At 71.8% G+C, this 21,811-nt stretch carries 22 protein-coding genes; 10 read left to right on the top strand and 12 right to left on the bottom strand.

The genetic code is table 11. The features are described from left to right. Positions 1-5: 5 nt before the first annotated feature. Together OHT76_RS02700 and OHT76_RS02695 are read left to right on the top strand one after the other, a co-directional pair. Entirely contained in the window at positions 6-632 is a 627-nt protein-coding gene (locus OHT76_RS02700; protein WP_328869084.1) for a TetR/AcrR family transcriptional regulator, read from the top strand. Positions 633-648: 16 nt separating this feature from the next. After that, positions 649-2,322 (top strand): FAD-binding dehydrogenase, encoded by a 1,674-nt coding sequence (locus OHT76_RS02695; protein ID WP_328869083.1) that lies wholly within the window; start codon positions 649-651, stop codon positions 2,320-2,322. Between the two features lie 4 nt (positions 2,323-2,326). Here the strand turns inward: OHT76_RS02695 and OHT76_RS02690 are convergent, their stop codons facing one another. Next, the gene (locus OHT76_RS02690) at positions 2,327-2,674 is read right to left on the bottom strand and encodes a DUF488 domain-containing protein (protein WP_328869082.1); all 348 of its coding nucleotides are present in this window, start codon (positions 2,672-2,674) and stop codon (positions 2,327-2,329) included. 60 nt (positions 2,675-2,734) lie between these two features. On the opposite strand from OHT76_RS02690, the gene OHT76_RS02685 reads away from it, so the two are divergent. From OHT76_RS02685 to OHT76_RS02675, 3 genes are read left to right on the top strand one after another with little or no spacing between them, the layout of a single operon-like run. Further along, positions 2,735-3,463, top strand: coding sequence for a L,D-transpeptidase family protein (locus OHT76_RS02685; RefSeq protein ID WP_328869081.1), 729 nt, complete (start codon positions 2,735-2,737; stop codon positions 3,461-3,463). 19 nt (positions 3,464-3,482) lie between these two features. Continuing rightward, positions 3,483-4,187 carry a response regulator transcription factor gene (locus tag OHT76_RS02680; RefSeq protein ID WP_328869080.1) on the top strand — a complete coding sequence of 235 codons (705 nt, stop codon included), beginning with the start codon at positions 3,483-3,485 and terminating at the stop codon, positions 4,185-4,187. Next, positions 4,184-6,007 carry a sensor histidine kinase gene (locus tag OHT76_RS02675; protein WP_328869079.1) on the top strand — a complete coding sequence of 608 codons (1,824 nt, stop codon included), beginning with the start codon at positions 4,184-4,186 and terminating at the stop codon, positions 6,005-6,007. The genes OHT76_RS02680 and OHT76_RS02675 overlap by 4 nt, the downstream gene beginning before the upstream one ends. On the opposite strand, the gene OHT76_RS02670 is transcribed toward OHT76_RS02675, so the two are convergent. Then, entirely contained in the window at positions 6,004-6,255 is a 252-nt protein-coding gene (locus OHT76_RS02670; RefSeq protein WP_328869078.1) for a WhiB family transcriptional regulator, read from the bottom strand. The genes OHT76_RS02675 and OHT76_RS02670 overlap by 4 nt on opposite strands. 110 nt (positions 6,256-6,365) lie before the next feature. Next, positions 6,366-7,580 carry a saccharopine dehydrogenase family protein gene (locus tag OHT76_RS02665; RefSeq protein ID WP_328869077.1) on the bottom strand — a complete coding sequence of 405 codons (1,215 nt, stop codon included), beginning with the start codon at positions 7,578-7,580 and terminating at the stop codon, positions 6,366-6,368. A 107-nt stretch (positions 7,581-7,687) separates the two neighbouring features. On the opposite strand from OHT76_RS02665, the gene OHT76_RS02660 reads away from it, so the two are divergent. Beyond that, entirely contained in the window at positions 7,688-8,389 is a 702-nt protein-coding gene (locus tag OHT76_RS02660) for a TetR/AcrR family transcriptional regulator (protein ID WP_328869076.1), read from the top strand. Here the strand turns inward: OHT76_RS02660 and OHT76_RS02655 are convergent. Further along, a complete protein-coding gene (locus tag OHT76_RS02655; RefSeq protein WP_328876436.1) occupies positions 8,386-9,282 on the bottom strand; it encodes a LysR family transcriptional regulator ArgP in 897 nt (298 codons plus the stop codon). The genes OHT76_RS02660 and OHT76_RS02655 overlap by 4 nt on opposite strands. Positions 9,283-9,351: 69 nt before the next feature. Here OHT76_RS02655 and OHT76_RS02650 point away from each other — a divergent pair, with 69 nt between their 5' ends. Next, entirely contained in the window at positions 9,352-9,966 is a 615-nt protein-coding gene (locus OHT76_RS02650; protein WP_328869075.1) for a LysE/ArgO family amino acid transporter, read from the top strand. A gap of 38 nt (positions 9,967-10,004) precedes the next feature. Here the strand turns inward: OHT76_RS02650 and OHT76_RS02645 are convergent, their stop codons facing one another. From OHT76_RS02645 to OHT76_RS02635, 3 genes are all read right to left on the bottom strand, one after another. Continuing rightward, the gene (locus tag OHT76_RS02645; protein ID WP_328869074.1) at positions 10,005-10,460 is read right to left on the bottom strand and encodes a cyclic nucleotide-binding domain-containing protein; all 456 of its coding nucleotides are present in this window, start codon (positions 10,458-10,460) and stop codon (positions 10,005-10,007) included. Between the two features lie 268 nt (positions 10,461-10,728). After that, entirely contained in the window at positions 10,729-12,204 is a 1,476-nt protein-coding gene (locus OHT76_RS02640; protein ID WP_328869073.1) for an aminotransferase class I/II-fold pyridoxal phosphate-dependent enzyme, read from the bottom strand. A 44-nt stretch (positions 12,205-12,248) separates the two neighbouring features. Beyond that, on the bottom strand, positions 12,249-12,470 hold the full coding sequence (locus tag OHT76_RS02635) for a hypothetical protein (RefSeq protein ID WP_328869072.1): 222 nt from the start codon (positions 12,468-12,470) through the stop codon (positions 12,249-12,251). Between the two features lie 152 nt (positions 12,471-12,622). Here OHT76_RS02635 and OHT76_RS02630 point away from each other — a divergent pair, with 152 nt between their 5' ends. From OHT76_RS02630 to OHT76_RS02620, 3 genes are read left to right on the top strand one after another with little or no spacing between them, the layout of a single operon-like run. Continuing rightward, positions 12,623-13,075 carry an ATP-binding protein gene (locus tag OHT76_RS02630; RefSeq protein WP_328869071.1) on the top strand — a complete coding sequence of 151 codons (453 nt, stop codon included), beginning with the start codon at positions 12,623-12,625 and terminating at the stop codon, positions 13,073-13,075. A 41-nt stretch (positions 13,076-13,116) separates the two neighbouring features. After that, entirely contained in the window at positions 13,117-13,959 is an 843-nt protein-coding gene (locus OHT76_RS02625; RefSeq protein ID WP_328869070.1) for a DUF1206 domain-containing protein, read from the top strand. 28 nt (positions 13,960-13,987) lie between these two features. Beyond that, positions 13,988-14,419, top strand: coding sequence for a hypothetical protein (locus OHT76_RS02620; RefSeq protein ID WP_328869069.1), 432 nt, complete (start codon positions 13,988-13,990; stop codon positions 14,417-14,419). A gap of 12 nt (positions 14,420-14,431) precedes the next feature. On the opposite strand, the gene OHT76_RS02615 is transcribed toward OHT76_RS02620, so the two are convergent. The 5 genes from OHT76_RS02615 to OHT76_RS02595 form a co-directional block, all read right to left on the bottom strand. Continuing rightward, complete coding sequence (locus tag OHT76_RS02615) at positions 14,432-16,633, bottom strand: FUSC family protein (RefSeq protein WP_328869068.1); 2,202 nt, start codon at positions 16,631-16,633, stop codon at positions 14,432-14,434. A gap of 11 nt (positions 16,634-16,644) precedes the next feature. Beyond that, positions 16,645-18,018, bottom strand: coding sequence for an NAD(P)/FAD-dependent oxidoreductase (locus tag OHT76_RS02610; protein WP_328869067.1), 1,374 nt, complete (start codon positions 18,016-18,018; stop codon positions 16,645-16,647). A gap of 195 nt (positions 18,019-18,213) precedes the next feature. Then, positions 18,214-18,645 (bottom strand): ATP-binding protein, encoded by a 432-nt coding sequence (locus tag OHT76_RS02605; RefSeq protein ID WP_328869066.1) that lies wholly within the window; start codon positions 18,643-18,645, stop codon positions 18,214-18,216. Between the two features lie 46 nt (positions 18,646-18,691). Beyond that, a complete protein-coding gene (locus tag OHT76_RS02600) occupies positions 18,692-20,593 on the bottom strand; it encodes an AMP-dependent synthetase/ligase (protein WP_328869065.1) in 1,902 nt (633 codons plus the stop codon). A 119-nt stretch (positions 20,594-20,712) separates the two neighbouring features. Then, positions 20,713-21,804 carry a glutamate--cysteine ligase 2 gene (locus tag OHT76_RS02595; protein ID WP_328869064.1) on the bottom strand — a complete coding sequence of 364 codons (1,092 nt, stop codon included), beginning with the start codon at positions 21,802-21,804 and terminating at the stop codon, positions 20,713-20,715. Positions 21,805-21,811 lie beyond the last annotated feature (7 nt).

Raw genomic sequence — 21,811 nt, 5'->3', positions numbered from 1 at the left:
CGGCCATGGTGGCGGAGCGGACGGCACGGCGCGTGACCAGGCGTCGCGTGCGGACACGGGCCAATCTGCTCGACGCCGCCTTCGAGGTGTTCGCCGCCAAAGGGTTCGGCCGGGTCTCGATCGAGGAGGTCTGCGAAGCCGCCGGCTACAGCCGGGGCGCCTTCTACTCGAACTTCGACAGCCTCGACGAGCTGTTCTTCGCCCTCTACCGGCAGCGCGCCGACCTGATCGCCGAGCAGGTCGCCGGGGCGCTGGCACTGGACGGACCCGCGCTCGACGTACCGGAGTCCGTGGACCGGGTCACCGAGGTGCTGCTGCTCGATGTGGACTGGCTGCTGGTGAAGACCGACTTCCTGGTGCACGCGGCCCGGGACCCGGCCGTCGCGCAGAGCCTGCTGGAGCACCGCGAGCGACTGCGCGCGGCCATCGCCGACCGGCTCGCCCGGGCCACCGGGCACACCGCACTGCCCGCCGTGTTCGACGGCATCGACGGCGCCGCCCGTGCGGTCGTCGCCGCCTACGACGGGGTCACCACCCAACTGCTGCTGGACAAGGACGTCGACAGCGCCCGCGCCTGGCTCAAGCAACTGCTCACCGCCCTGCTGACCGACGGCAGCGGCACCCCCGAATGAAGAAGGGAACGGTCGCATGGATGCCGACGTCATCGTCGTCGGAGCGGGCCTCGCGGGTCTCGTTGCCGCACATGAACTCACCAGCAGGGGCCGCCGGGTCGCCCTGGTGGACCAGGAGAACTCCAACAACCTGGGCGGACAGGCCTTCTGGTCGTTCGGCGGGCTGTTCCTGGTCGACTCACCGGAGCAGCGGCGCCTGAAGATCAAGGACTCCTTCGAGCTGGCCTGGAACGACTGGCAGGGCAGCGCCGGGTTCGACCGCGTGGACGACGAGGACTCCTGGGCGGTGCGCTGGGCGCGGGCCTACGTCGAGTTCGCGGCGGGCGAGAAACGGTCCTGGCTGGAGGGGCACGGCATCAAGTTCCTGCCCACCGTCGGCTGGGCCGAGCGCGGCGACCTCCGCGCCCACGGCCACGGCAACTCCGTACCCCGCTTCCACATCGCCTGGGGCACCGGCACCGGCGTGGTGGAACCCTTCGTGGGCTACGCCAAGCAGGCCGCCCGTGACGGGCTGCTGACCTTCTACTACCGCCACCAGGTCGACGAGCTCGTCATCGAGGACGGCCAGGCGCGCGGGGTGCGCGGCACCGTCCTCGCCGAGGACACCTCGGCCCGGGGCGTGAAGTCCAACCGCGACCGCGTCGGCGACTTCGAGCTCACCGCCCAGGCCGTCGTCGTCACCACCGGCGGCATCGGCGCCGACCACGACATCGTCCGCCGCTACTGGCCCGAGCGCCTCGGCACCCCGCCCGCCGAGATGGTCACCGGAGTCCCCGCCTACGTCGACGGCCGGATGCTCGACATCAGCGCGCAGGCGGGCGTACGGCTGGTCAACCGCGACCGGATGTGGCACTACACCGAGGGCCTGCAGAACTGGGACCCGATCTGGCCCGGACACGGCATCCGCATCCTGCCCGGACCGTCCTCGATGTGGTTCGACGCGCTCGGCCGCCGGCTGCCCGACCCGTGCCTGCCCGGCTACGACACCCTCGGCACCCTCAAGTACCTGCGCACCACCGAGGACATCGCCGGATACGACCACTCCTGGTTCATCCTCACCCAGAAGATCATCGAGAAGGAGTTCGCGCTCTCCGGCTCCGAGCAGAACCCCGACATCACCGCCAAGGACCGGGCGGGCTTCCTCAAGGAACGCGTGCTCGGCAAGGGTGCGCCGGGACCGGTCGACGCGTTCCTGCGCAAGGGCGCGGACTTCGTGACCGCCCCCAACCTGGAGCAGCTCGTCGAGAAGATGAACGGGTTGACCGAGAAGCCGCTGCTCGACGCGGCCACGGTGCGCCGCCAGATCGAGGCCCGCGACCTCCAACTCGCCAACTCCTACAGCAAGGACGCCCAGGTGCAGGGCATCCGCAACGCCCGCCGCTACATCGGCGACCGTCTCGGCCGGGTCGCCACCCCGCACCGCATCCTCGACCCGTCGGCGGGCCCGCTGATCGGCGTCAAGCTGCACATCCTCACCCGCAAGACCCTCGGCGGCATCCAGACCGACCTGGACTCCCGGGCGCTCGGCGTCGACGGGCAGCCGGTGGGGGGCCTGTACGCGGCCGGTGAGGTGGCTGGCTTCGGCGGTGGCGGCGTGCACGGCTACAACGCGCTGGAGGGCACCTTCCTCGGCGGCTGTCTGTTCTCCGGGCGGGCGGCGGGACGGGCCGCCGCCCAGCAGACCGGCTGAGCGCTCAGCCCAGCAGACGGGCGAGGACGGCCGCGTGACTCTCCTCGGGGGTCTTCACGGCCGTCAGCAGCGTCAGGGGTCCCTTCCCGGTCAACTCCCTGAGGCGGTCGAGGAGTTCGGCCGCCTCAGGGGCGGCCAGCTCCGCCTCGTAACGTCGCGCGAACTCCTCGTACGACCCCTCGCCCGCGTGGTACCAGCGGCGCAGTTCGTTCGACGGGGTGAGCGCCTTGGGCCACTCGTCCACGCGGGCCGCGTCCTTCGACACCCCGCGCGGCCACAGCCGGTCGACCAGGACGCGCACGCCGTCCTGCGGCTCGGGTGGGTCGTAGACGCGGCGGATGCGGATGCTCACTGTCAGGCCTTTCCACGCGGGGCTGACGGGTTCCTCACAAGTGTCCGTCAAGGTCGACGCATGATCACCCCGAACCCTCGGGCCGCCCTGCTGGCCGCCGCCCTCCTGCTCACCGGATGCGGCGCCGAAGCAGCGCGGACCCCGGCCCACGCCCCGATGCGGCAGCAGACGCCCGCACCCGAGATCTCCCTCGACCTGGCCCCACAGCAACTGCCCGGGCTCGGGCCCAAGACCTGGGCCGAGGTCCCGACCGGCGCCCGCCAGGCCGTCGTGGTCACCGGACGCGGCAAGAACTCCTCGCGGTCCACAGCCGTCCTGTACGAGCGCACCGACGCCGGCTGGGAGGCCCGCGAGACATGGCCCGCGCACAACGCGCTGCGGGGCTGGACCGACCAGCACCGGGCCGGTGATCTGCGCACACCCATCGGGGTCTTCGCCCTCACCGACGCCGGCGGACGGCTGCGCGACCCCGGAACCCGGCTGCCGTACGATCACGGCGTCGGCTTCACCGCGACCGGGACCGGCTTCGAGGGCGAACCCCTGGCGGGCTCCTTCGACTACGTCGTCGCCATCAACTACAACCGCAAGCCGGGGACTTCACCGCTCGACTGGACCCGCCCGCTGGGCGACGGCCGCGGTGGCGGCATATGGCTCCACGTCGACCACGACGGACCCACCCAGGGTTGTGTGAGCATCGCGAAGGACCATATGAAGGCGCTGCTCCTGGCCCTGGACCCCGACAAGAAGCCCGTCGTCGTCATGGGCGACGCCGACTCCCTCGCCCGCTGAACCGCCTAGGATCCGCCGCGTGTGCGCATTTGTGCTGGTTGCCGAGGACGACGAGATGCAGGCCGAACTCATACGGCGCTCCCTGCTGGCGGAGGGTCACAGCGCCACGGTGGTCCACGACGGCGCGGCTGCCCTGGACGCGGCCCGTCGGCTGCGCCCCGATCTCGTCGTGCTGGATCTGATGCTTCCGGTGATCGACGGCTTCGGGGTGTGCCGGGTGCTGCGCCGGAACCCCGAGAATCCGGACATCCCGGTGCTGATGCTCACCGCCCGCTCCGCCGAGGACGACGTCCTGCTGGGCCTGGAGCTCGGCGCCGACGACTACATGACCAAGCCGTACAGCCCGCGCGAGTTGATGGCCCGGATCCGTACGGTGCTGCGGCGCAGCGGACGGGCCGCCGACCGGCGGGAGGATCCCGTCGTACGGGCCGCGGGGCTCGCCGTCGATGCGGCGCGGCACGAGGTGCGCTGTGACGGGGAGCCGGTGGAGTGCACGCCGGCCGAGTTCCAGATCCTGCTCGCCATGACCGCCGAGCCGGAGCGGGTGTTCTCCCGGCGGCAGTTGCTGGAGTGCACGCGGGGCACGGACCGGGCCTCGACCGAACGGGCCGTGGACGTCCACATCATGAATCTGCGCCGCAAGATCGAGGCCGACCCGCGGCGGCCGGTCCGGCTGCTGACGGTGTTCGGGGTGGGCTACAAGCTGAGCGGCGGCCGCGGATGAGCTCCGGCATACCGCTGCGCAAGCGGCTCCTGGTCCGGCTGCTGATCGCCTCGGTGCTGATCGCGGTGTGCTCGGTGGCGGCGACGGCGTGGCTGGCGGTGGAGACCACGACCCGCGCCCTGCGCGAGGAGCAGGGCCAGGTCCTCGCCGACGACATGGACGTCCTCGACCGGCTCAGTGGCTACGCGGCGACCCACCCCGACTGGCAGGGCGTCGAGGACACCCTGCGCGAGCTGTCCGACCGGATCGGCCGGCGCATCGCCCTGACCACCGCCGACCGCAAGGTGATCGCCGACTCCGCGGCACCCGGCACCCCGCTGCCGCCGCGCGCCGCCGCCACCGTCGACCCGCTGACCACCGACACCCACACCGACCGCGGCGCCCAGCGCGGCGGCATCGACCCCCGAGTGGTCGGCCCCTACCGGCTGCCCGCCGCCGAGCGCGCCGGGCTCGACCGCCTCGCCGGCGAGCGGCGCGAGTGCTTCGCCCGTAACGGCGTCAACGCGACCGTGGAGCGCACCCCGACCGGCCGCCCGGTCCTCACCGACGACGACGGCAGCGCCGTCGATTACGTGCCCCTGGAGTGCGCCGACGGACGGCTCAACACCCCCACCGCCACCGAGAACAAGGCGCTGGCGGAGCTGACCGAGCACGCCCGCGGATGTCTGGACGAGCGCGGACTGGAGTTCCGCGAGCCGCTGTTCGTCTCCGTCGACGTCACCGACCGGGGGATGGACTCCCGGTACCTCCTGGCCAAGCTGGGCACGCAGCCGCAAGAGCGCGCCCAGCAGCAGGCGCAGGCCTGCCTCGACCGGGCCCGCCGGGCCCAGCTCGACCCCTATGTCGCCCCGGCCGCCGACCTGTTCCTCGGCGTCGGGGACCGGCCCGCCGTGCGCTTCGACCTGTCCCCGGCCAACTGGACCAAGGTCGTGGGCGCCGCGGGACTCGTACTCGCCGTCACCGTGGCCGTGACCGCCGCCGTTGCCACCCGGCTGGTCAGACCGCTGCGGGCGCTGACCGCCGCCGCACAGCAGCCCCCGGACCGGCATGTGCGGGTGCCCGTCACCACCCGCGACGAGACCGGGATCCTCGCGGCGGCCTTCAACGAACTCACCGAGCGCCGCGCCCGGTTGGAGGCCCAGCGCAAGGCGATGGTCAGCGACATCGCCCACGAACTGCGCAGCCCTCTCACCAACATCCGTGGCTGGCTCGAGGTCACCCGGGACGGCGTCGTCGACCCCGACCCCGCCCTGCTGGCCTCCCTGCACGACGAGGCGCTCGTCCTCCAGCGCGTCATCGACGATCTCCAGGACCTCGCCGACGCCGACGCCGGCACCCTGCGGCTGCACCGCGAACCCGTCCGCGCCGACGAACTCCTCGACCAGGTCGCCGCCGCCCACCGCGTCGCCGCCGACGCGGCGGACGTCACCCTGCGCACCACGGCCGAGGGCACCCCCTGGCTGGACGCCGACCCCGTCCGGATGCGCCAGGCGCTCGGCAACCTCGTCTCCAACGCGCTCAGACACACCCCGTCCGGCGGCACCGTCACCCTGGCCGCCCGCCGCGACGGCGACGACGTCGTCCTGGACGTCATCGACACCGGTACCGGCATCGCTCCCGAGGACCTGCCGCATGTCTTCGACCGGTTCTGGCGGGCGGAGAAGTCCCGCAGTCGCCGCACCGGCGGCAGCGGACTCGGACTGCCCATCGTCCGCCACCTGCTGGCCGCACACGGCGGTACGGCCGAGGCGAGGAGCCAGCCCGGCACCGGCTCGGTGTTCACCTTGCGACTGCCGCGAGGCGAAGCACCGGAGGGCTAACCGCTGCTGCGGCGCACCGCCGTACGCCGCAGCAGCGCCAGGCGCTCCCCCTCGCTCGTTGCGCCCCACACCCCGACCGCCTGCCCGGTGTCCAACGCCCAGCGCAGACACCGCTCCCGCACCGGACAGCGCCGGCACACCGCCTTCGCCTGCTCCGTCTGCAGCAGCGCCGGGCCCGAGGTGCCGATCGGGAAGAAGAGATCGGGATCCTCGTGGCGGCAGGAGGCACGGTCGCGCCAGTCATCCATCGAAGTCACCTTCGCTCGAAGTCGTACGTGCCCTTTCGGATGCTTTTAGTCGCTTTCGGGTCACCTGTCGATACGGAAGTGAAACCACGGAGTCCTGGGTCGGAACGCGGTCACTGCTCGCGCAGGCCCCACGGAGAGCCGTACTCGGTCAGCAGATCCAGGAACGGACGGGCCGGGAAGGCCTCCGGGCCCAGCACGCCGGCGCCCGACCAGGCGCCGCCGGCGAGGAGTTCGAGCGCGACGACCGGGTTGACGGCCGTCTGCCACACCACGGCCTGGCTGCCGTACTCGGCCATCGACCACTCGTTGTCGACGACGTGGTACAGGTACACCTCCCGCGGCGCCCCGTCCTTCACGCCCCGCACCCAGGTGCCCGCGCAGGTCTTGCCGCGCATCCGCTCACCCAGCGTCGCCGGATCCGGCAGACAGGCGGCGACCACGTCCCGGGGCGAGACCTGCACCGGCCCTTCGGGGCCCGGTACGGTCACCGGCTCGGTGCGGTCCAGGCCCAGCAGGTGCAGCGTCCTGAGCGTGCTGATGAACTCCTCGCCCAGGCCGTATTTGAAGGTGACACGGCGCGCGTCGACCCAGCGCGGGACGAGCAGCACCTCCTCGTGCTCCACGTTCACGCACTCCACCGGGCCGATGCCCTCGGGGAAGTCGAACACCTCGGGTTCGCTGAAGGGTTCGGTGGTGAACCAGCCCCGGTCGGCCTCGTAGACGACCGGCGGGTTGAGGCACTCCTCGATCGTGGTCCAGATGCTGAAGGAGGGGGCGAAGTCGTAGCCGTCGACGGTGAGGTTCGCGCCGTCGCGGACGCCGATCTCCTCGATATCGTCGAAGAGTTCATCGGCCGCGTACCGGGCGAAGACATCCGAGAGACCCGGCTCCACTCCCATGCCGACCAGAGCCAGCGCGCCCTCCTTCGCCCACTGCTCGGCCTCGGCGAACTGCTCGTCGCCGAGCTTGACCCCGCACTCCTGGTACGGGCGCTCGGAGTGCGGACGCGACAGGGACATCGCCATGTCGACATAGGTGGCACCGGCGGTTCGCGCCGCCCGGAACAGCGGCATCACGAAGCGCGGGTCGGTGGCGTTGAGCAGCACGTCGCAGGAGTGCCGCCGCAGCAGTTCGGCCACCGCGGCCTCGTCGCCGGCGTCGACACGCTCGGCGCGGAAGCGCGGGTCGCCGAGGTGTGCGACGGCCGCCTCGGCGCGCGCCGGGTCGAAGTCGGCGACCACCATCGCCTCGAAGAACCGACGCCGGGCGGCGATCCGGGTCACGGCGGTACCCACACCACCGGCGCCCACGAGCAGTACACGCATGACGAGAACTCCCTGCTGGAGGTTGATGTACGGCGGGGCCCCGGCGGAGATACAACGCCTGCGGCTCACGTAAGGTCAATGGCGTTGGCATAAGACAGGAGAGCGGCATGCCGAAAGCAGTGGTCCCCGAGGAGAAGCGGCGTCGGCGCCGTCCGACCAAGAGCGGCACCGTGCTGTCCGAGGCGCTGATCGTCGAGACCGCGCTGCGCCTGCTGCGCGAACACGGCAGCGCCGGGCTCACCGCGCGCCGCCTGGGGCTCGCCCTGGACGCCGACCCGAGCACGCTCTACCGGTACTTCCGTGGCATGGACGACCTCACCCTCGCCATCGGCGACGCGCTCATCGGGCAGGCCCTGCGCGGCTGGCGGGCGACGGGACGGTGGCGGGCGGACCTGAGGACGGTCGGGCTGAGGATCCATGCCGCCTATGTCGCCCATCCGCAGGCCGCCCTGCTGACGACGAACCGGGTCACCGGCCGGGCGAACGAACTCGCCGCCGACGAGGCGGTGTTGGACGTCCTGCGCACCGCGGGCTTCCCGCTGCCCGAGACCGTCCGGATCTACCACGCCTTCATCGACCAGACGCTGGCCTTCGCCGCCCTGGACGCCGCCTCCCTGGCCCTGCCGAGCGCCTCGCAGCGCGCCGACGAGGCGATGTGGCGCTCGACGTACGCCCGCCTGCCCCGCACCACCCACCCCCGTATCGCCGAGGCGGCACCGCTGCTGGCGACACGCATGGTGACCAGTGCTTATCCGACGGCGCTCGAGATGCTGCTGGACAGCGCGGAGGCGCGGTTGCCGGTTCGCTAGGCGCGCAGCGCCTGAGTCGCCGTCGTCGCCACCACTTCCGCCACTGACGCGAGGGCGGGGGAGTCCAGCTTCCACTGCTGCCAGTACAGGGGGACGTCCAGCGGCCGCTTCGGGGCGAGGGAGATCAGGCGGCCCTCGCGCAATTGGGTGCCGGCCTGGATCTCCGGGACCATGCCCCAGCCCAGTCCTGCCTCGATGGCCGCCAGGAACCCCTCCGAGGTGGGGATCTGATGGCGGACCGAACCCGTGCCGCTCCAGCGCAGGCGTCTCAGGAAGGAGTCCTGGATTTCGTCGCTGCGGTCGAAGGTCACCAACGGCGCTTGCGGCAGCGCCTCCCGCAGCGGTCCGGCGAGATACCGCTCGGCGAAGTCGGGGCTCGCCGCAGCGACGTACCGCATCCTCCCGAGCAGCCGTACCGAACACCCCGCCACGGGCTCGGACGCGGAGGTCACCGCCGCCATCACCAGGCCCTCCCTGAGCAGGGCCGCCGTATGGGCCTCGTCCTCGCGGTGCAGTTCGAAGCAGAGCGGCGGCTCGGACGGTACGCGGGTGAGGGCGTCGAGGAACCAGGTCGCCAGGGAGTCGGCGTTCACCGCGATCGACACCCGGGTCGCTTCCTCTTCGGCGCCGCCCATGCCGAGCTCGGCGCGCGCGTCTCGCTCCAGCCGGGCGAGCTGGCGCGCGAACCGCACCACGACCGCACCGGACTCGGTGGGCCGTACCGGCTTGGTCCGCACCAGCAGCACGCGCCCGGTGCGCTGCTCGAGCGCCTTGACTCGCTGGCTGACCGCGGACGGCGTCACATGCAGCGCGGCCGCCGCGGCATCGAATGTGCCCTCGTCCACCACCGCGAGCAGCGTGCGCACTTGGTCCAGGGGCAGCTCCGTCACCATCACGAGTGCTAATGGTACGTAAGAATCTTTAGCTGTACACAGGATCGTGGTGTCCTTAGCGTCGACGTCATGCCCACCGCACTCGCCACCGCCGCCGCCGGTTTCGGAACCGGCCTCTCGCTCATCGTCGCCATCGGCGCCCAGAACGCCTTCGTCCTGCGCCAGGGGATCCGCGGCCACTCGGTGCTCGCCGTCGTCGCCATCTGCGCCCTGTCCGACGCCGCCCTCATCGCCCTCGGTGTCGGCGGCGTCGGCGCGGTGGTCGTGGCCTGGCCGGGGGTGCTGACGGCGGTCGGCTGGATCGGCGGCGCGTTCCTCATCGGCTACGGCGTCCTCGCCGCCCGGCGCGTGTTCCGTCCGGCCGGTGCGTTGCAGGCGGACGGGCAGGCCACGGGGTCACGGCGCCGGGCGGTGCTGACCTGTCTGGCGATGACCTTTCTCAACCCGCACGTCTACCTGGACACCGTGTTCCTGCTCGGCTCCGTCGCGGCCGACCGCGGTGATCTGCGCTGGACGTTCGGACTCGGCGCCGCGCTCGCCAGCCTGTGCTGGTTCACGGCGCTCGGCTTCGGCGCCAGGCTCCTCGGCCCGCTCCTCTCCCGGCCCGCGGCGTGGCGGATCGTGGACGGCCTGATCGCCGTCATGATGCTCGCGCTGGGTGCGTCGCTGATTCTCGGCAGCTGAGATCACGTGCCCCGCGCCGTCACCGCGGCCGACGCCGCCTACAGCGCGCTGCCCCGGCGCATCCCGTACTGCTCCATGAGTTTGCCCCGGGTCATCTCCAGCCGGTGGGCGAGGATTTCGGCGACCGTGCGGACCAGGATCATGCCGAGCTGCTGGTCCTCCTCGCACAGCTGCAGCACGGCCGCGGCGTCGAACTCGTAGGCGCGCACCGGGCTGAAGGCCTCCGCGCCGAAGTCCCACTGGTACGGCGGGAACAGCCAGGACCAGCCCAGCAGATCCCCGGCGCCAAGGCTTGCGACGGTGACCCGCTGCACGGATGTCACCTGCTGGTCGAGCGAGACGGCGCCGGAGCGGATCACCCAGAAGCGGTCGGCGGTGCCGCCGGCCTCGAAGATACGGGCGTCCTCCGGGAAGGAGACCTCCCGGGCCACGGTCATCAGGTGCTGGCGCTGCGGCGGGGGAAGGGCGGTCAGTAGTTTGGTCGCTTTGGTCATGTCACGGGGCTCCTCGCCGGCGTCGGGGTTCCGGGGCTTTCCCTACGCCCATTTCAGCCGCTGCCGACGCGTAGAGCACCTCGACGGACTACAGAACCGGTGGAGATTTCCGCGGGCATGAAAAAGCCCTGGCTGGACGGGGGAGGCCAGCCAGGGCCGTATGCGGGGTCCGGGGGACGGTATTCATCGACCCCGCGACCACGTATGAATGAACCGTAAACCATTTATGGGGACCGTGCGAAATCGGTAGCGGGTCACGTGAGCCGTTTCACTCCGTACCCGCCGTCACCCGGATCGTCTCCAAATGCGGATCGCTCGGATCCGGGAGGTTCATGCCCGCGTCCCGCCCGGTGAGCAGATAGCGCAGCACCGGCTCGGTCAGCCGCTCGCCGGGGAGGACGACCGGGATGCCCGGCGGATACGGCGTGATCATCTCGGCCGCGATCCGGCCGGCAGCCCTGTCCGTCGGAACGTCCTCGGTGGGGCCGAAGAACGCCTCCCGTGGTGTTCGGACCTGCTCGAGGTGCAGTTCGGCAGGCGGCGGCACCTTCACGCCGGGGACCGGGCGCAGCCCTGACGCGGCAGCCGCGAGATCCTCCAGCGCGGCGATCAGCTCGCCCACTGTCTCCTCGTCGTCCCCGTGGGTGATCTGCGCGCCGATCCTTCGGTGGTCGGTGAGATGGACGTCGATGGACCGGTACTGCCGCAGCCAGTCCGCCGCCCGGTACCCGGTCATACCGAGCCCGTCGACCTCGATGGTGACGATCAGCGGATCGAGATCGTGTGCGAGGCCCGCGCCGCAGAAGTCGTCCCGGTCGTTCACATGCATCCCGTCGAGCCGTTCGACGGAGGCCCGCACCCGGGCCGCGAGGGCCAGCGCCGCGCCCATCAACTCCTTGCCGTGCAGCGCCATCTGCCGGCGCCAGCCGTCCAGACCGGCGTAGATCAGCACCGACGGGCTGGTGCTGCCGAGGAGGTCCGAGCGCATCTTGAGCAGGTGCGGCGGCACCAGGTCGCCCTGGAGATGGAAGACGGAACCCTGTTCGAGACCGCTGCCCATCTTGTGGACGCTCGTCACACAGATGTCGGCGCCCGCGTCCATCGCCCACGACGGCAGATCGGGATGGAAGGGCAGATGCGCGCCCCAGGCCTCGTCCACGATCAGCGGCAGCGACCGCCCGTGACAGATCTCGGCGAGCGCCCGCAGATCGGCGCAGGTGCCGTACGGCGTGGGACTGGTGACCAGCGCGCCCTTGACGCCGGGGTGCTCGGTGAAGGCCCGGTCGAAGTCCGCCGGGGACGGCGGATGCGCGAGATGCCGCTCGGCGTCCCACTGGGGCTCCACCCACACCGGCTCGATCCCGGCGAGGATCAGCCCCGACACCACGGACTTGTGGGCGTCCCGCCCGATCAGCAGCCGCTCCTGCGGGCCCGCGACGGCCAGCATGGCCGCCTTGACGGACAGGGAGCTGCCGCACGTGGTGAAGAACGTGTGGTCGGCGTGGACCACGTCGGCCATCAGCTCCTCGGCACGCTGCAGCACCTGCCCGCGGGTGAGCCGGTCGTCGAGCCCACCCGACGCCAGGACGTCGCCGAGGAAGACCGCCTCCCCGAGGATCTCCCGCACGGCGCGATCCGCGCCGCGGGCCTGCTTGTGCCCGGGCGGCGAGAACGAGGTCCGCCCTTGACGGTGGTATTCGGCCAGGGCCTCCAGTACCGGTGCTCGGTTGTGATCGGCCTTCATACGTGCCGGGTTCCCGGCAGGGCGAGGACGAATCGGCGCCCCGCTCACGGCTCGTCCGGATGCGAGCCCGGCGTCAGGATCTCGTCCAGCACCCGGAGCACAGCCTCATAGGCGAGCATTCGTACGGCGGCGTCCTGAGCCCCTTCGGGGTCGCTCGACCGCAGGCCGAAACTGCGCGTCCGCCACGCCTGCTCCTCCTGTCGTGCGCAGGTCCGGGCGCGCTGAATGCGCCGTAGCAGTTCGTCTGAGTCCACGACATCGGTCATGGGATCCGCGTACCCCGATGCCACCGGTTACTGCAGCCGGCGCGGACACCGGGAGGTTTGACCGGGCGGGCAGAGGCGACCAGACAAGAGATGGGATTTCAAGGCGCCCGGGGGAGCGCGCCCCTCGATTCACCGATTCTCGGAGTCAGACGATGCGCGGGGAGCACACCACTCAATCCGTGAGCCAACCGGCCCAGGCGCGCAGAGCCGTGGAACGCGCGGTCGCCGACCACTGCCGCGCCACCGGGGCGTCGTGCGACCGCGGCGCCGTCCAGGACGCCCTGCTCGTCGCCTCGGAGCTCACCACCAACGCCATCCTGCACGGCGGCGGAGTCACCGACTTCCGCGTCGACCTCGTCGCACCCGGCGTCCGGGTCTCGGTGAGCGACCGCAGCGAACGGTTCCCGGTGGTCACCGACCCCGGCGAGCGCCGTGCCCAGCGCCGCTTCGGCGGCCACGGCTGGCCGATCGTGTGCCGCCTCTCCCACGACATCCAGGTGTCGGTGCTGTCTGCGGGCGGCAAACGCATCAGCGCGGTGGTGCCGCTGGTCCGAAAGCCGCGGGTGTACGGGGGAGCAGGCGCCGCTGACCGGTCCCCGGCGTGAGTGCCGCCCCAACCGGGGCATTCGGACTCCGGGAGGCCGTGATGAACCCGAGTGCCGTGGCAGGGGCCGGACGCGCCCCGACCGAGCCGAAGGCCGCCGCTTCGACGGCGGAGGGCGCCGCCCGGGCGGGTCTGGCCGCGCGGGGCGTGATCTACCTGCTGGTCGGCGTCCTCGCCCTGCAGATTGCCTTCGGCGACCGCCACCGTCAGGCGGACCGCCCGGGCGCACTGGCCGAACTCTCCGACAAACCCTTCGGCTCCGTCCTGCTGTGGGCCCTGGGCACCGGCCTGGTCGGCATGGCCCTGTGGCGGCTCTCGGAGGCGGTCTTCGGCTCTGTCGGACGGGACGGCCGCAAGCCCCGAAAGCGTCTCCTGGCACTGGTCAGGTGCCTCTTCTACGGCTTCGTCGCCTACTCCGTGCTGCTCTTTGCCGCAAGCGGCGACAACGGCGGTGGCGGCGGTTCCACCGACGAGCAGTCCCGCGACATCACCGCCACCGCGCTGGACCTGCCCGCCGGACAGTGGATCGTCGGCATCGGCGGGGCCGCGATCGTCGTCGCCGGCGGGTGGATCGGCGTCCGGGCGATGCGCCGCAGCTACCGCGGCAAGCTCAAGCTCGGCGAGATGTCCCGGACCGGGCAGCGGCTGACGGACGTGACAGGCGTGGGCGGGGGCGTGGCCCGCGGTCTGGTGTTCGCCGCGCTCGGCGCCTTCGCCGTACGCGCCGCCGTCGACTACGAACCCGACAGGGCCAAGGGCCTGGACGACACCCTGCGCTCGTTCGCCGAGACGGCGCTCGGCCCGTGGCTGCTTGCCGCCGTCGCCTTCGGCCTGCTGCTGTTCGGCCTGTTCTCCTTTGCGATGGCATGGCGGCGACGCGTCTGAGATCCCGCAGACGGGGAACGCGGGCCAGATGAACGACTACGAGCTTCCACCCGACGGCCGGCCCGTGGACATCTACCTCGGCCTGCTGCGTTCGCGAATGGACACGGAGGACTACCTTCGCCTGCTCGACGTCGTCGAACCCGTCCTCCGGGCGATCGACGAGCGGCGGCTTCCGCCCGCCGAGTTCGCCCTGGACGACGACAGCGCGGAACAGCTGCCCCAGGAGATCCGCGATCAGGCGGCGCTGGTCATCGCCACCGCCGTCACCGGCCGACTGGACAACGAGGTCGTCGAGATCGACCTCGGGGACACCGGCTCGGTCCGGGTTGTCACCGACGCGGCCACCGCCGCGGACCCCGCGCGCCTGGACGAGATCGCGGCCTACATCCAGGGCCGCCGCCACGACGACGAGGAACTGCGCGGTATCGCCGAGGCAAGCGGCCTGCCCACCGACTTCTGACCGGCCGGAGAGCTACGTGCCGACCGGAACGCCCAGCGGCCGCGCCAGGCCCACCACGGACTCGTCGAGCCGCTGAAGGTGCCGCAGCACCCGGTCGGTGACCCGGCCGTACCGGGTGGTGCCCGGGACCTGGGGTTCCAGGAGCGAGGCGATGCTCGGACCGGTCTCGACCCGGTCCGTGGCCCGCTCGTCGGTGACGTGCGCGGCGATGGCCTCGATGTTGTGCGCGATCCGCCGCCCGGCCCCGCGCAGCCGGGGGTCCGCCGCGATCGAGGGATGCGTGGGCAGCAGCTCGGCGGTCGCCGCCAGCGAGCGCGCGTGATAGGCCGCCGTCTCCAGCAGCGCCACCACATAGCGGGCGGTATCGCGCCGGGCCCGCAGCGGGGTGACCGGGTGGGTCAGCGGCTGGGTCGCGGCCCGCAGATCCGCCAGCGCCTGGTCCAGGTCCCGCGCCTGGTCGAGCAGCTCCACCGGAGGTCCGCCGCTGAGCTGCTCGACGGCCGTCCCGGTGACCTCGCCGAGCCGCTCCAGCACGGTGGCGAGCAGCTCATTCGTACGCCGGTCGGTGGCGACCGGCAGCACCAGCGCCGCCGCGATCACCCCGCAGGCCGCCCCGAGCGCCGTCTCCCCGATCCGCAGCACCAGCACCGAGAGGCTGTAGGTGTGCAGCAGGGTGTAGAGCAGCCCCAGCGCGGCCGTGACGAAGAACGACATCAGCGTGTACGACAGGGGCGCGGTGTAGAACATCGCGAACACGCACAGCAGCACCAGCGCGAACGCCGTCCAGGTGTGCTGCCCGACCAGACCCGCCAGCAGGATGCCGGCCACGACCCCGAACACGGTGCCCAGCAGTCTGCGATATCCCTTGACCAGGATCTCGCCCGTGGAGGAGGTGTTGAGGAACACGATCCAGCAGGTCAGCACCGCCCAGTACCAGCGGTGGCTGGAGAGCAGCTCCCCACCGACGATGGCCAGCGACGAGCCCACGGCGACCTGCACGGCGGCCCGGGTGGTCGGCCGCCGCAGCCCCGTCTCCTCCTCCGGCGGCGTGTCCTTCGCGGCGTCGATGGCGGCGTCCTCGGCGTCCAGCTCCTCACGGGAGCGGGCCGTGGAGGGGGTGTCGTCCGACTCGTCCTGCGGCCCGTCGAGCGCGATCCGCAGGCCCAGGACCGCCCGGGCGGCCTCGCCGATCCCGCGGAAGACGTCCTGCACGGCCGGGGAGGCCCCGGGCAGGTTCTCCTCGTCGCGGTAGGAGAGCAGGCGGTTGCGCACATGGGCCAGCGCCGTGCCGCCCGGGTGCTGCACGAGCAGCCGCAGGGCCCGAAGATCCCGCCGCAGTGTCTCGACCGCCTCGTCCCGTACGGGCAGCCGGCCGGCCGTGGGGACGGGCGCGCCGGGCAGATGCAGGGTCAGCGTGTCCGTACGTTCGGCGCTGCGGGCGGTGAGCAGCAGCAGCCCGAGCCGCTCGGCGGCGATCTCGGCGTCCGCCACCCGCCGCTGCACCAGCCGTGCCGTGCCCTCGTCGGCCGTGCCCTCCTCAAGACGCCCCTGGATCATCAGCGCCGTCTCGTGCAGCCGCGCCGTCCCTTCGCGCACGTTCCCCAGCGCCCGGTCCGCCTCCTCCGGTCCCGCGTCCAGCAGCTCGAGCTGTGCCGACACCAGCTGGGCGAACCGGGCCCGGAAGGCGTCGCGCAGCCGCTCCAGCGTCCCGGCCGGAGTCTCGGGCACCAGCGCGAACCGCACCACGGCACTGCACACCACGGCCGTGACGACCGCGGCGCACAGCTCCGGCAGATCCGAGACGGTGGCGCCGACGAACAGGGACACGAAGTACAGCTGGAAGCCGATCAGCCCGAGCGCGGTGCCGCGGTCGCCGAACCGGCGGCCATAGACCGCACTGAAGATCAGCGCGATGAAGAACAGGTCACCGGCGACGACATGGGAGTGCAGCAGCGCGGCCAGCGTGACGGAGGCAAGCGCGACCGGCAGACCGAGGGCGAGCGTGACGGCTTGCGGGCCGCGCTGCTTCTCCCGTACGGCGAAGGTGGACACCATCGCCGCCATGGCGCCCGCGACCAGATGCGGCACGTCCGCCCCGAACAGGGCGAGCACGACCAGGGTGAGCGCGATCGAGGCCACCGTCCGCAGCCCCGCAGCCAGCCGCAGCAGCCCCGGATCGGAGGCCGCGACCCGGTCTCGCAGCCGCGCCCACACCGGCCCTGTGCCTATGCCTGCCCCTCCGACCCCGTCACGTGCTCGCGCAGCTGCTCCGGCGTCAGATACGCGTCCGTGTACTCGAAGTCCTTCAGCTTGGCGGGCTTGCGGGCCTGGAAGCCGGTGCGCACGAAGTCGTCGCCGGCGACGGCGTTGAGCACCCAGTTCGTCAGCACCCGCGTCTTGGCGACATTGGTGCGCAGCGCCGACCAGTGGTAGCCGCGGGCCACCACCTGGGCGGGCAGGCCGCGCAGTTCGACGCCGAGCGGCTTGGACAACGCGTCCTTGCCCCCGAGGTCGACGACCAGGCCGAGGTCCTTGTGCTCGTAGGGCCGCAGCGGCTGGTTGCGCAGGGTGGCCATGACGTTGTCGGCGGCCACCTTGCCCTGCCGCATGGCGTGCTGGGCGGTGGGCGGGCAGACCGCGCCCTCCTCCTTCTTGGCCAGGTCGGGCACGGCCGCCGCGTCGCCGAGCGCGAACACACCGTCGTGGCCCGGCAGGCTCAGCTCCGGGCTGACCTCCAGCCGTCCGCGGACCGTCTTCTCGCCGAGCGTCCCGATCAGCGGGCTGGCGACGACACCGGCCGTCCAGATCAGGGTGCGGGTCGGAATCACCCGGCCGTCGGTGAAGGTGACCTCCTCCGGGCCGGCCTTGGCGATGGAGACACCCAGGGAGATCTCGATGCCGCGTCGGCGCAGGATCTCCTGAGCGTCCCGGCCCAGCTTCTCGCCCAGCTCGGGCATCAGCTTCGGCGCGATGTCGATCAGATGCCACCGGATCAGCGCCGGGTCGAGCCGCGGATAGCGCTTGACCGCGTTGTGCGTCAGCTGCTGCAGACATGCCGCGGTCTCGGTGCCCGCGTATCCGCCGCCGACCACCACGAACTGCAGCCGGGCGGCCCGCTCGGCCGGATCGTGGCTGGCGTCGGCGAGGTCGAGCTGCGAGATGACGTGGTCGCGGATGTAGGCGGCCTCGGCGAGCGACTTCATCCCGAAGGCGTGGTCCGTCAGACCCGGGATGTCGAAGGTGCGGGTGATGCTCCCGGGGGCCAGCACGATGTAGTCGTACGGCTCGTTGACGATCTCGTCGGTGATCGTGCGGATGACGCACACCTTGGAGGCGAGGTCCACGCCGATGGCACCGCCCGGGATGATCCGGGTGCGGTACTTGCGGCTGCGGCGCAGGGACAGGGCGATCGACTGGGGCGTCAGCACGCCGGAGGCGACCTGGGGCAGCAGCGGCAGATAGAGCTGGTAGGCGAACGGCGTCACCAGGGTGACGTCGGCCTCGTCGGCGGCGAGCTTGCGCTCCAGACGGCGTACGCACCCCACTCCGGCGAAGCCTGCGCCAACCACCAGGATCCTGGGTCGTGTCACGGTGTACATCCCTTCTGCGGCTCCAGGCGGTCTGCCACGACGTCGTTCGCCTGCCCCTGGATCGCTGCCTCGCACCTCATCGATCCCACCGCGCTCCCGGCCGCTCCGCCAGTCGGGTGCGGCAGGCAGATGAACGACTTGTTCGAGCCACACTGCCCCACCGAGCCCGTGGGCACACGGGGTTCCCCGAGATCGGCCCCGCAATCACCACGGCAGGAAGACATGCACGTCCTTGCCGCGCTCATGGGTGATGACACCGACCTGATGGCTCAGGGTCTGCACCAGATACCAGCCAACTCCGCGGCCGCCCCGGCGCGGATCGAAGGCACGCGGTGCGGGCGGCTCGGGACTGGTGTCGCGCAGCACCACGTGCACTCCGTCGAAGGCCCGGCTCAGGCGCAGCTCGAACGGGCCCGGGGCGTACTCCACGGTGTTCGCCGCCAGCTCCGTGACCACCAGCAGGATGTCGTCGCGGCGGTCGGGCTCGGCGGGCGGGGAGACCCGCGCGAGGTCGTGGAGGTACGCCTCCGCGGCCAGGCGCGCCTCGCTCACATCTTCGTGCGCACCCGAGAAGCGGACGAGACGGTCCGCGATCTCCTGTCCAGCCAAGGCGTCATCGTCCGTCTCTCCCCCCATGCACCTGCGCTGTCCGGCTTCCCCGCTCGCCGCGACCTACGCACGGTCACCTGAAGACGTTGTCGGAGTCGTCCCACACCGCGGACTCGTCCGGCACCGGCTGCCGCCGGGTGTTCGCCCGCGCCTGGTACATCGCGTCGATCTCCATCGCGTAGTGCCGCACGATCACGTCCCTGCGCAGCTTCATCGACGGCGTCAGCAGGCCATTGGTGAGGTTGAACGGCTCCGGCAGCACCCGGAACACCCGGATCGACTCCCACCGCGACACCGCGCTGTTGGCGGCCGCCACCGCCCGCGTGATCTCCTCCCGCAGCGCGTTCTCCTCGCGGGCGTCCCGGCTGCGCGGGTCGGGACGGGGCTCCAGCGTGCCGCGCCAGTACGCCAGGAACTCCGGGTCCAGTGTGAGCAGCGCCCCGACACAGGGCCGGTTGTCGCCGACCACCACCGCCTGATGGATCAGCGGGTGCATCCTGAGCCGCTGCTCCAGAGCGGTCGGCGCGACGCTCTTGCCGCTGCTGGTGATGATGACGTCCTTCTTGCGGCCGGTGATCGTCAGATAGCCGTCGGGGTCGAGGATCCCGAGGTCCCCGGTGGCCAGCCAGCCGCCGCGCAGCGCGGCCCGGGTCGCCGCCTCGTCGCCCACATAGCCCTGGAACACCGAAGGACCGCGCACCAGGATCTCCCCGTCGTCGGCCACCCGGACGTCCATGCCGGGCAGCACTTTGCCGACCGTCCCCGACCGTCCCCCGCCCGGCGGCTGCGCGGTGACCCCGCCGGCGGTCTCGGTGAGCCCGTACCCGTCATTGAGGTAGATGCCGATGCCCTCGTAGAACAGGGAGAACTCCCGGTCCAGCGGCGAGCCGCCGGACGACGCCCGCAGCACCCGGCCGCCCAGCGCGCCGCGCAGCCCGCGGTACACCGTCCGCTCGTACAGCGCGTGCTGCAGCCGTAGATCGAAGCCGGGCCCCGGCCCCTCGCCGAGCCGATGCCGTTCCACGGCCGCGGCGAAGTCCCGTGCCGTGTCGGCGGCCCGCTCGAACAGCGCGCCACGGCCCGACTGCCGGGCGGAGCGCAGAAAGTTCTTGTAGATCTTCTCGAAGACCGAGGGGACGGCGCAGAAGTACGTCGGACGGAACGAGCGCAGCGCCGCCTCCAGGGAGCCTCCGCTCGGGTCGGACTCGTGGCCCATCAGCATTCCGCCGCGCACGCACAGGCCCTGCACCATGAGCCCGTACACGTGGGAGAACGGCAGGAAGGCGAGCACCGAGGCCTGTCCGCCCGGCGGCACCACCAGTTGCCCCCAGCCCTGCAGCAGCGTGTCGCATCCGCTCGCCAGGTTCCGATGGCTCAGCGCGCACCCCAGCGGGCGGCCCGTGGAGCCGGAGGTGTAGGCGATCAGGGCCGTGGAGTCCGGCAGCACGATCCGGCGCAGTGAGTCGACCGCGGCGAGCGGCACGAAGGTGCCCCGCTCGACCAGCTGGTCCAGCGCTCCCGCGTCCAGCTGCCACACATGCCGCAGCAGGGGCAGCGAGGCGCACACGGAGCCGACCGTCATGACCGACTGCTCGTCCTCGACCACCACGCCCACACACCCGGCGTCCCTGAGGATCCACTCCACCTGCTCGCGCGAGGACGTCGGATACACGGGCACGACCTCGGCGCCCACCGCCCACAGGGCGTAGCTGAACACCGTCCACTCGTACCGGGTCCGCGCCATGATCGCGACGCGGTGGCCCGGCGTGATCCCGGAGGCGACCAGACCCTTGGCCAGATCCACCACCGTGTCCCGCAGCTCCACCGCGGTGATCTCGGTCCAGTCCGATGAGCCCCCGAGGCGGCGGGCGAGGACCGGCAGGGTGGGTTCGAGCAGGGCCCGTTCGAAGATGCTGTCGGCGAGGCCGCCCGCCGGCGGCGCGGAGACGGAGGGAGCCAGGGCGAAGTCGCGCATGCGCAGCTCCTGTGGTGTACGCGGTGTGACGCCACCGACGAGCAGAGTTATCGGCGGTGCTCGAATCTAGCCGAGGTACGAGCGAATGGTGCCGGAATCCGACAAGTCGACTTCGGGTCTTACCCCTGGGTGCGCCGCACGCACTCCGTGACCACGTCCCGCAGACTGCTGCCGCGCCGCATCAGCTCGCGCTGCACCCGGGCGCCGTTGCCGCGCCCCAGCAGCTCGGCGACGCGGTCGCGTGCGTGGTCGAGGTCGCCGCTGTCCTCCAGCGCCTCCCCGACATGGTCCAGCAGGGTCCGCACCACGGCCCGTGCCGGCATGGGCCGCATGGTCACGGGGTGCAGCAGCTCATCGGTGAGCCCGGCCCGGGCCGCCTGCCAGGCCGCAAGACGCAGCACGCTCACACTGTGCGTCGCCGGTTCGAGACCCGCCCGCCACTGCCGTGCGGAGGTCTCCACCAGTCCGCGGGCGAGGGTGGCGAGCAGGACGGCGGTGTCCGCGTGCAGACACACGTCCGCCACCCGTATCTCCACCGTCGGATAGTTCCGGGACAGCCGGGCGTCGAAGTAGACCATCGCCTTGTCGAGGATCACCCCGGTGTCGAGCATCTCGGCGACCACCTCCCGGTACCGCGCGGCCGACCCGAAGATCTCGGTGGGACCGGCCGACGGCCAGCGCTGCCACACCCGGCTGCGGTAGCTGCTGTACCCGGTGTCCTTGCCCTGCCAGAACGGCGAGTTGGCGCTCAGTGCGCACAGCACCGACAGCCACGGCCGCATCCGGTCGATGACGGCGACGCCCTCGTCGTCGGAGTCCACGGCCACATGGACATGGCAGCCGAGGACGAGCTGCTCCCGGGTGGCGATGCCGTAGTGCTCCGCCATCCACTGGTAGCGCTGGTGCTCCCCGATGCACGGGCTGACCGGCAGCGGGGACGTGGCCAGGGCCGCCACGGCGCAGCCCAGCTCGCCTGCGTGCCGCGCCGCCTCCTTGCGGCACCGGACGATCTCCCTGCCCAGGGCGTCCATGCCGGACTGCGGCTGGGTGGCGTACTCCAGCATCTGGTCGTGCAGTTCCTTCTCGAACACGTCCTTGCCGTCCACGCTGTCCAGCGCGGCCCGGGCGACGATCGCGGCCGACAGGGCCCGCGGTTCACCTGTCTCCGGGTCGACCAGGAGGAGTTCCTCCTCCACTCCGACGGTGCGCACCTGAGGC

It is taken from the genome of Streptomyces sp. NBC_00287 (assembly GCF_036173105.1).
Lineage (GTDB): Bacteria > Actinomycetota > Actinomycetes > Streptomycetales > Streptomycetaceae > Streptomyces.
Note: the sequence above shows the minus strand (reverse complement) of the source record. Positions and strands in the feature narration are given on the sequence as shown.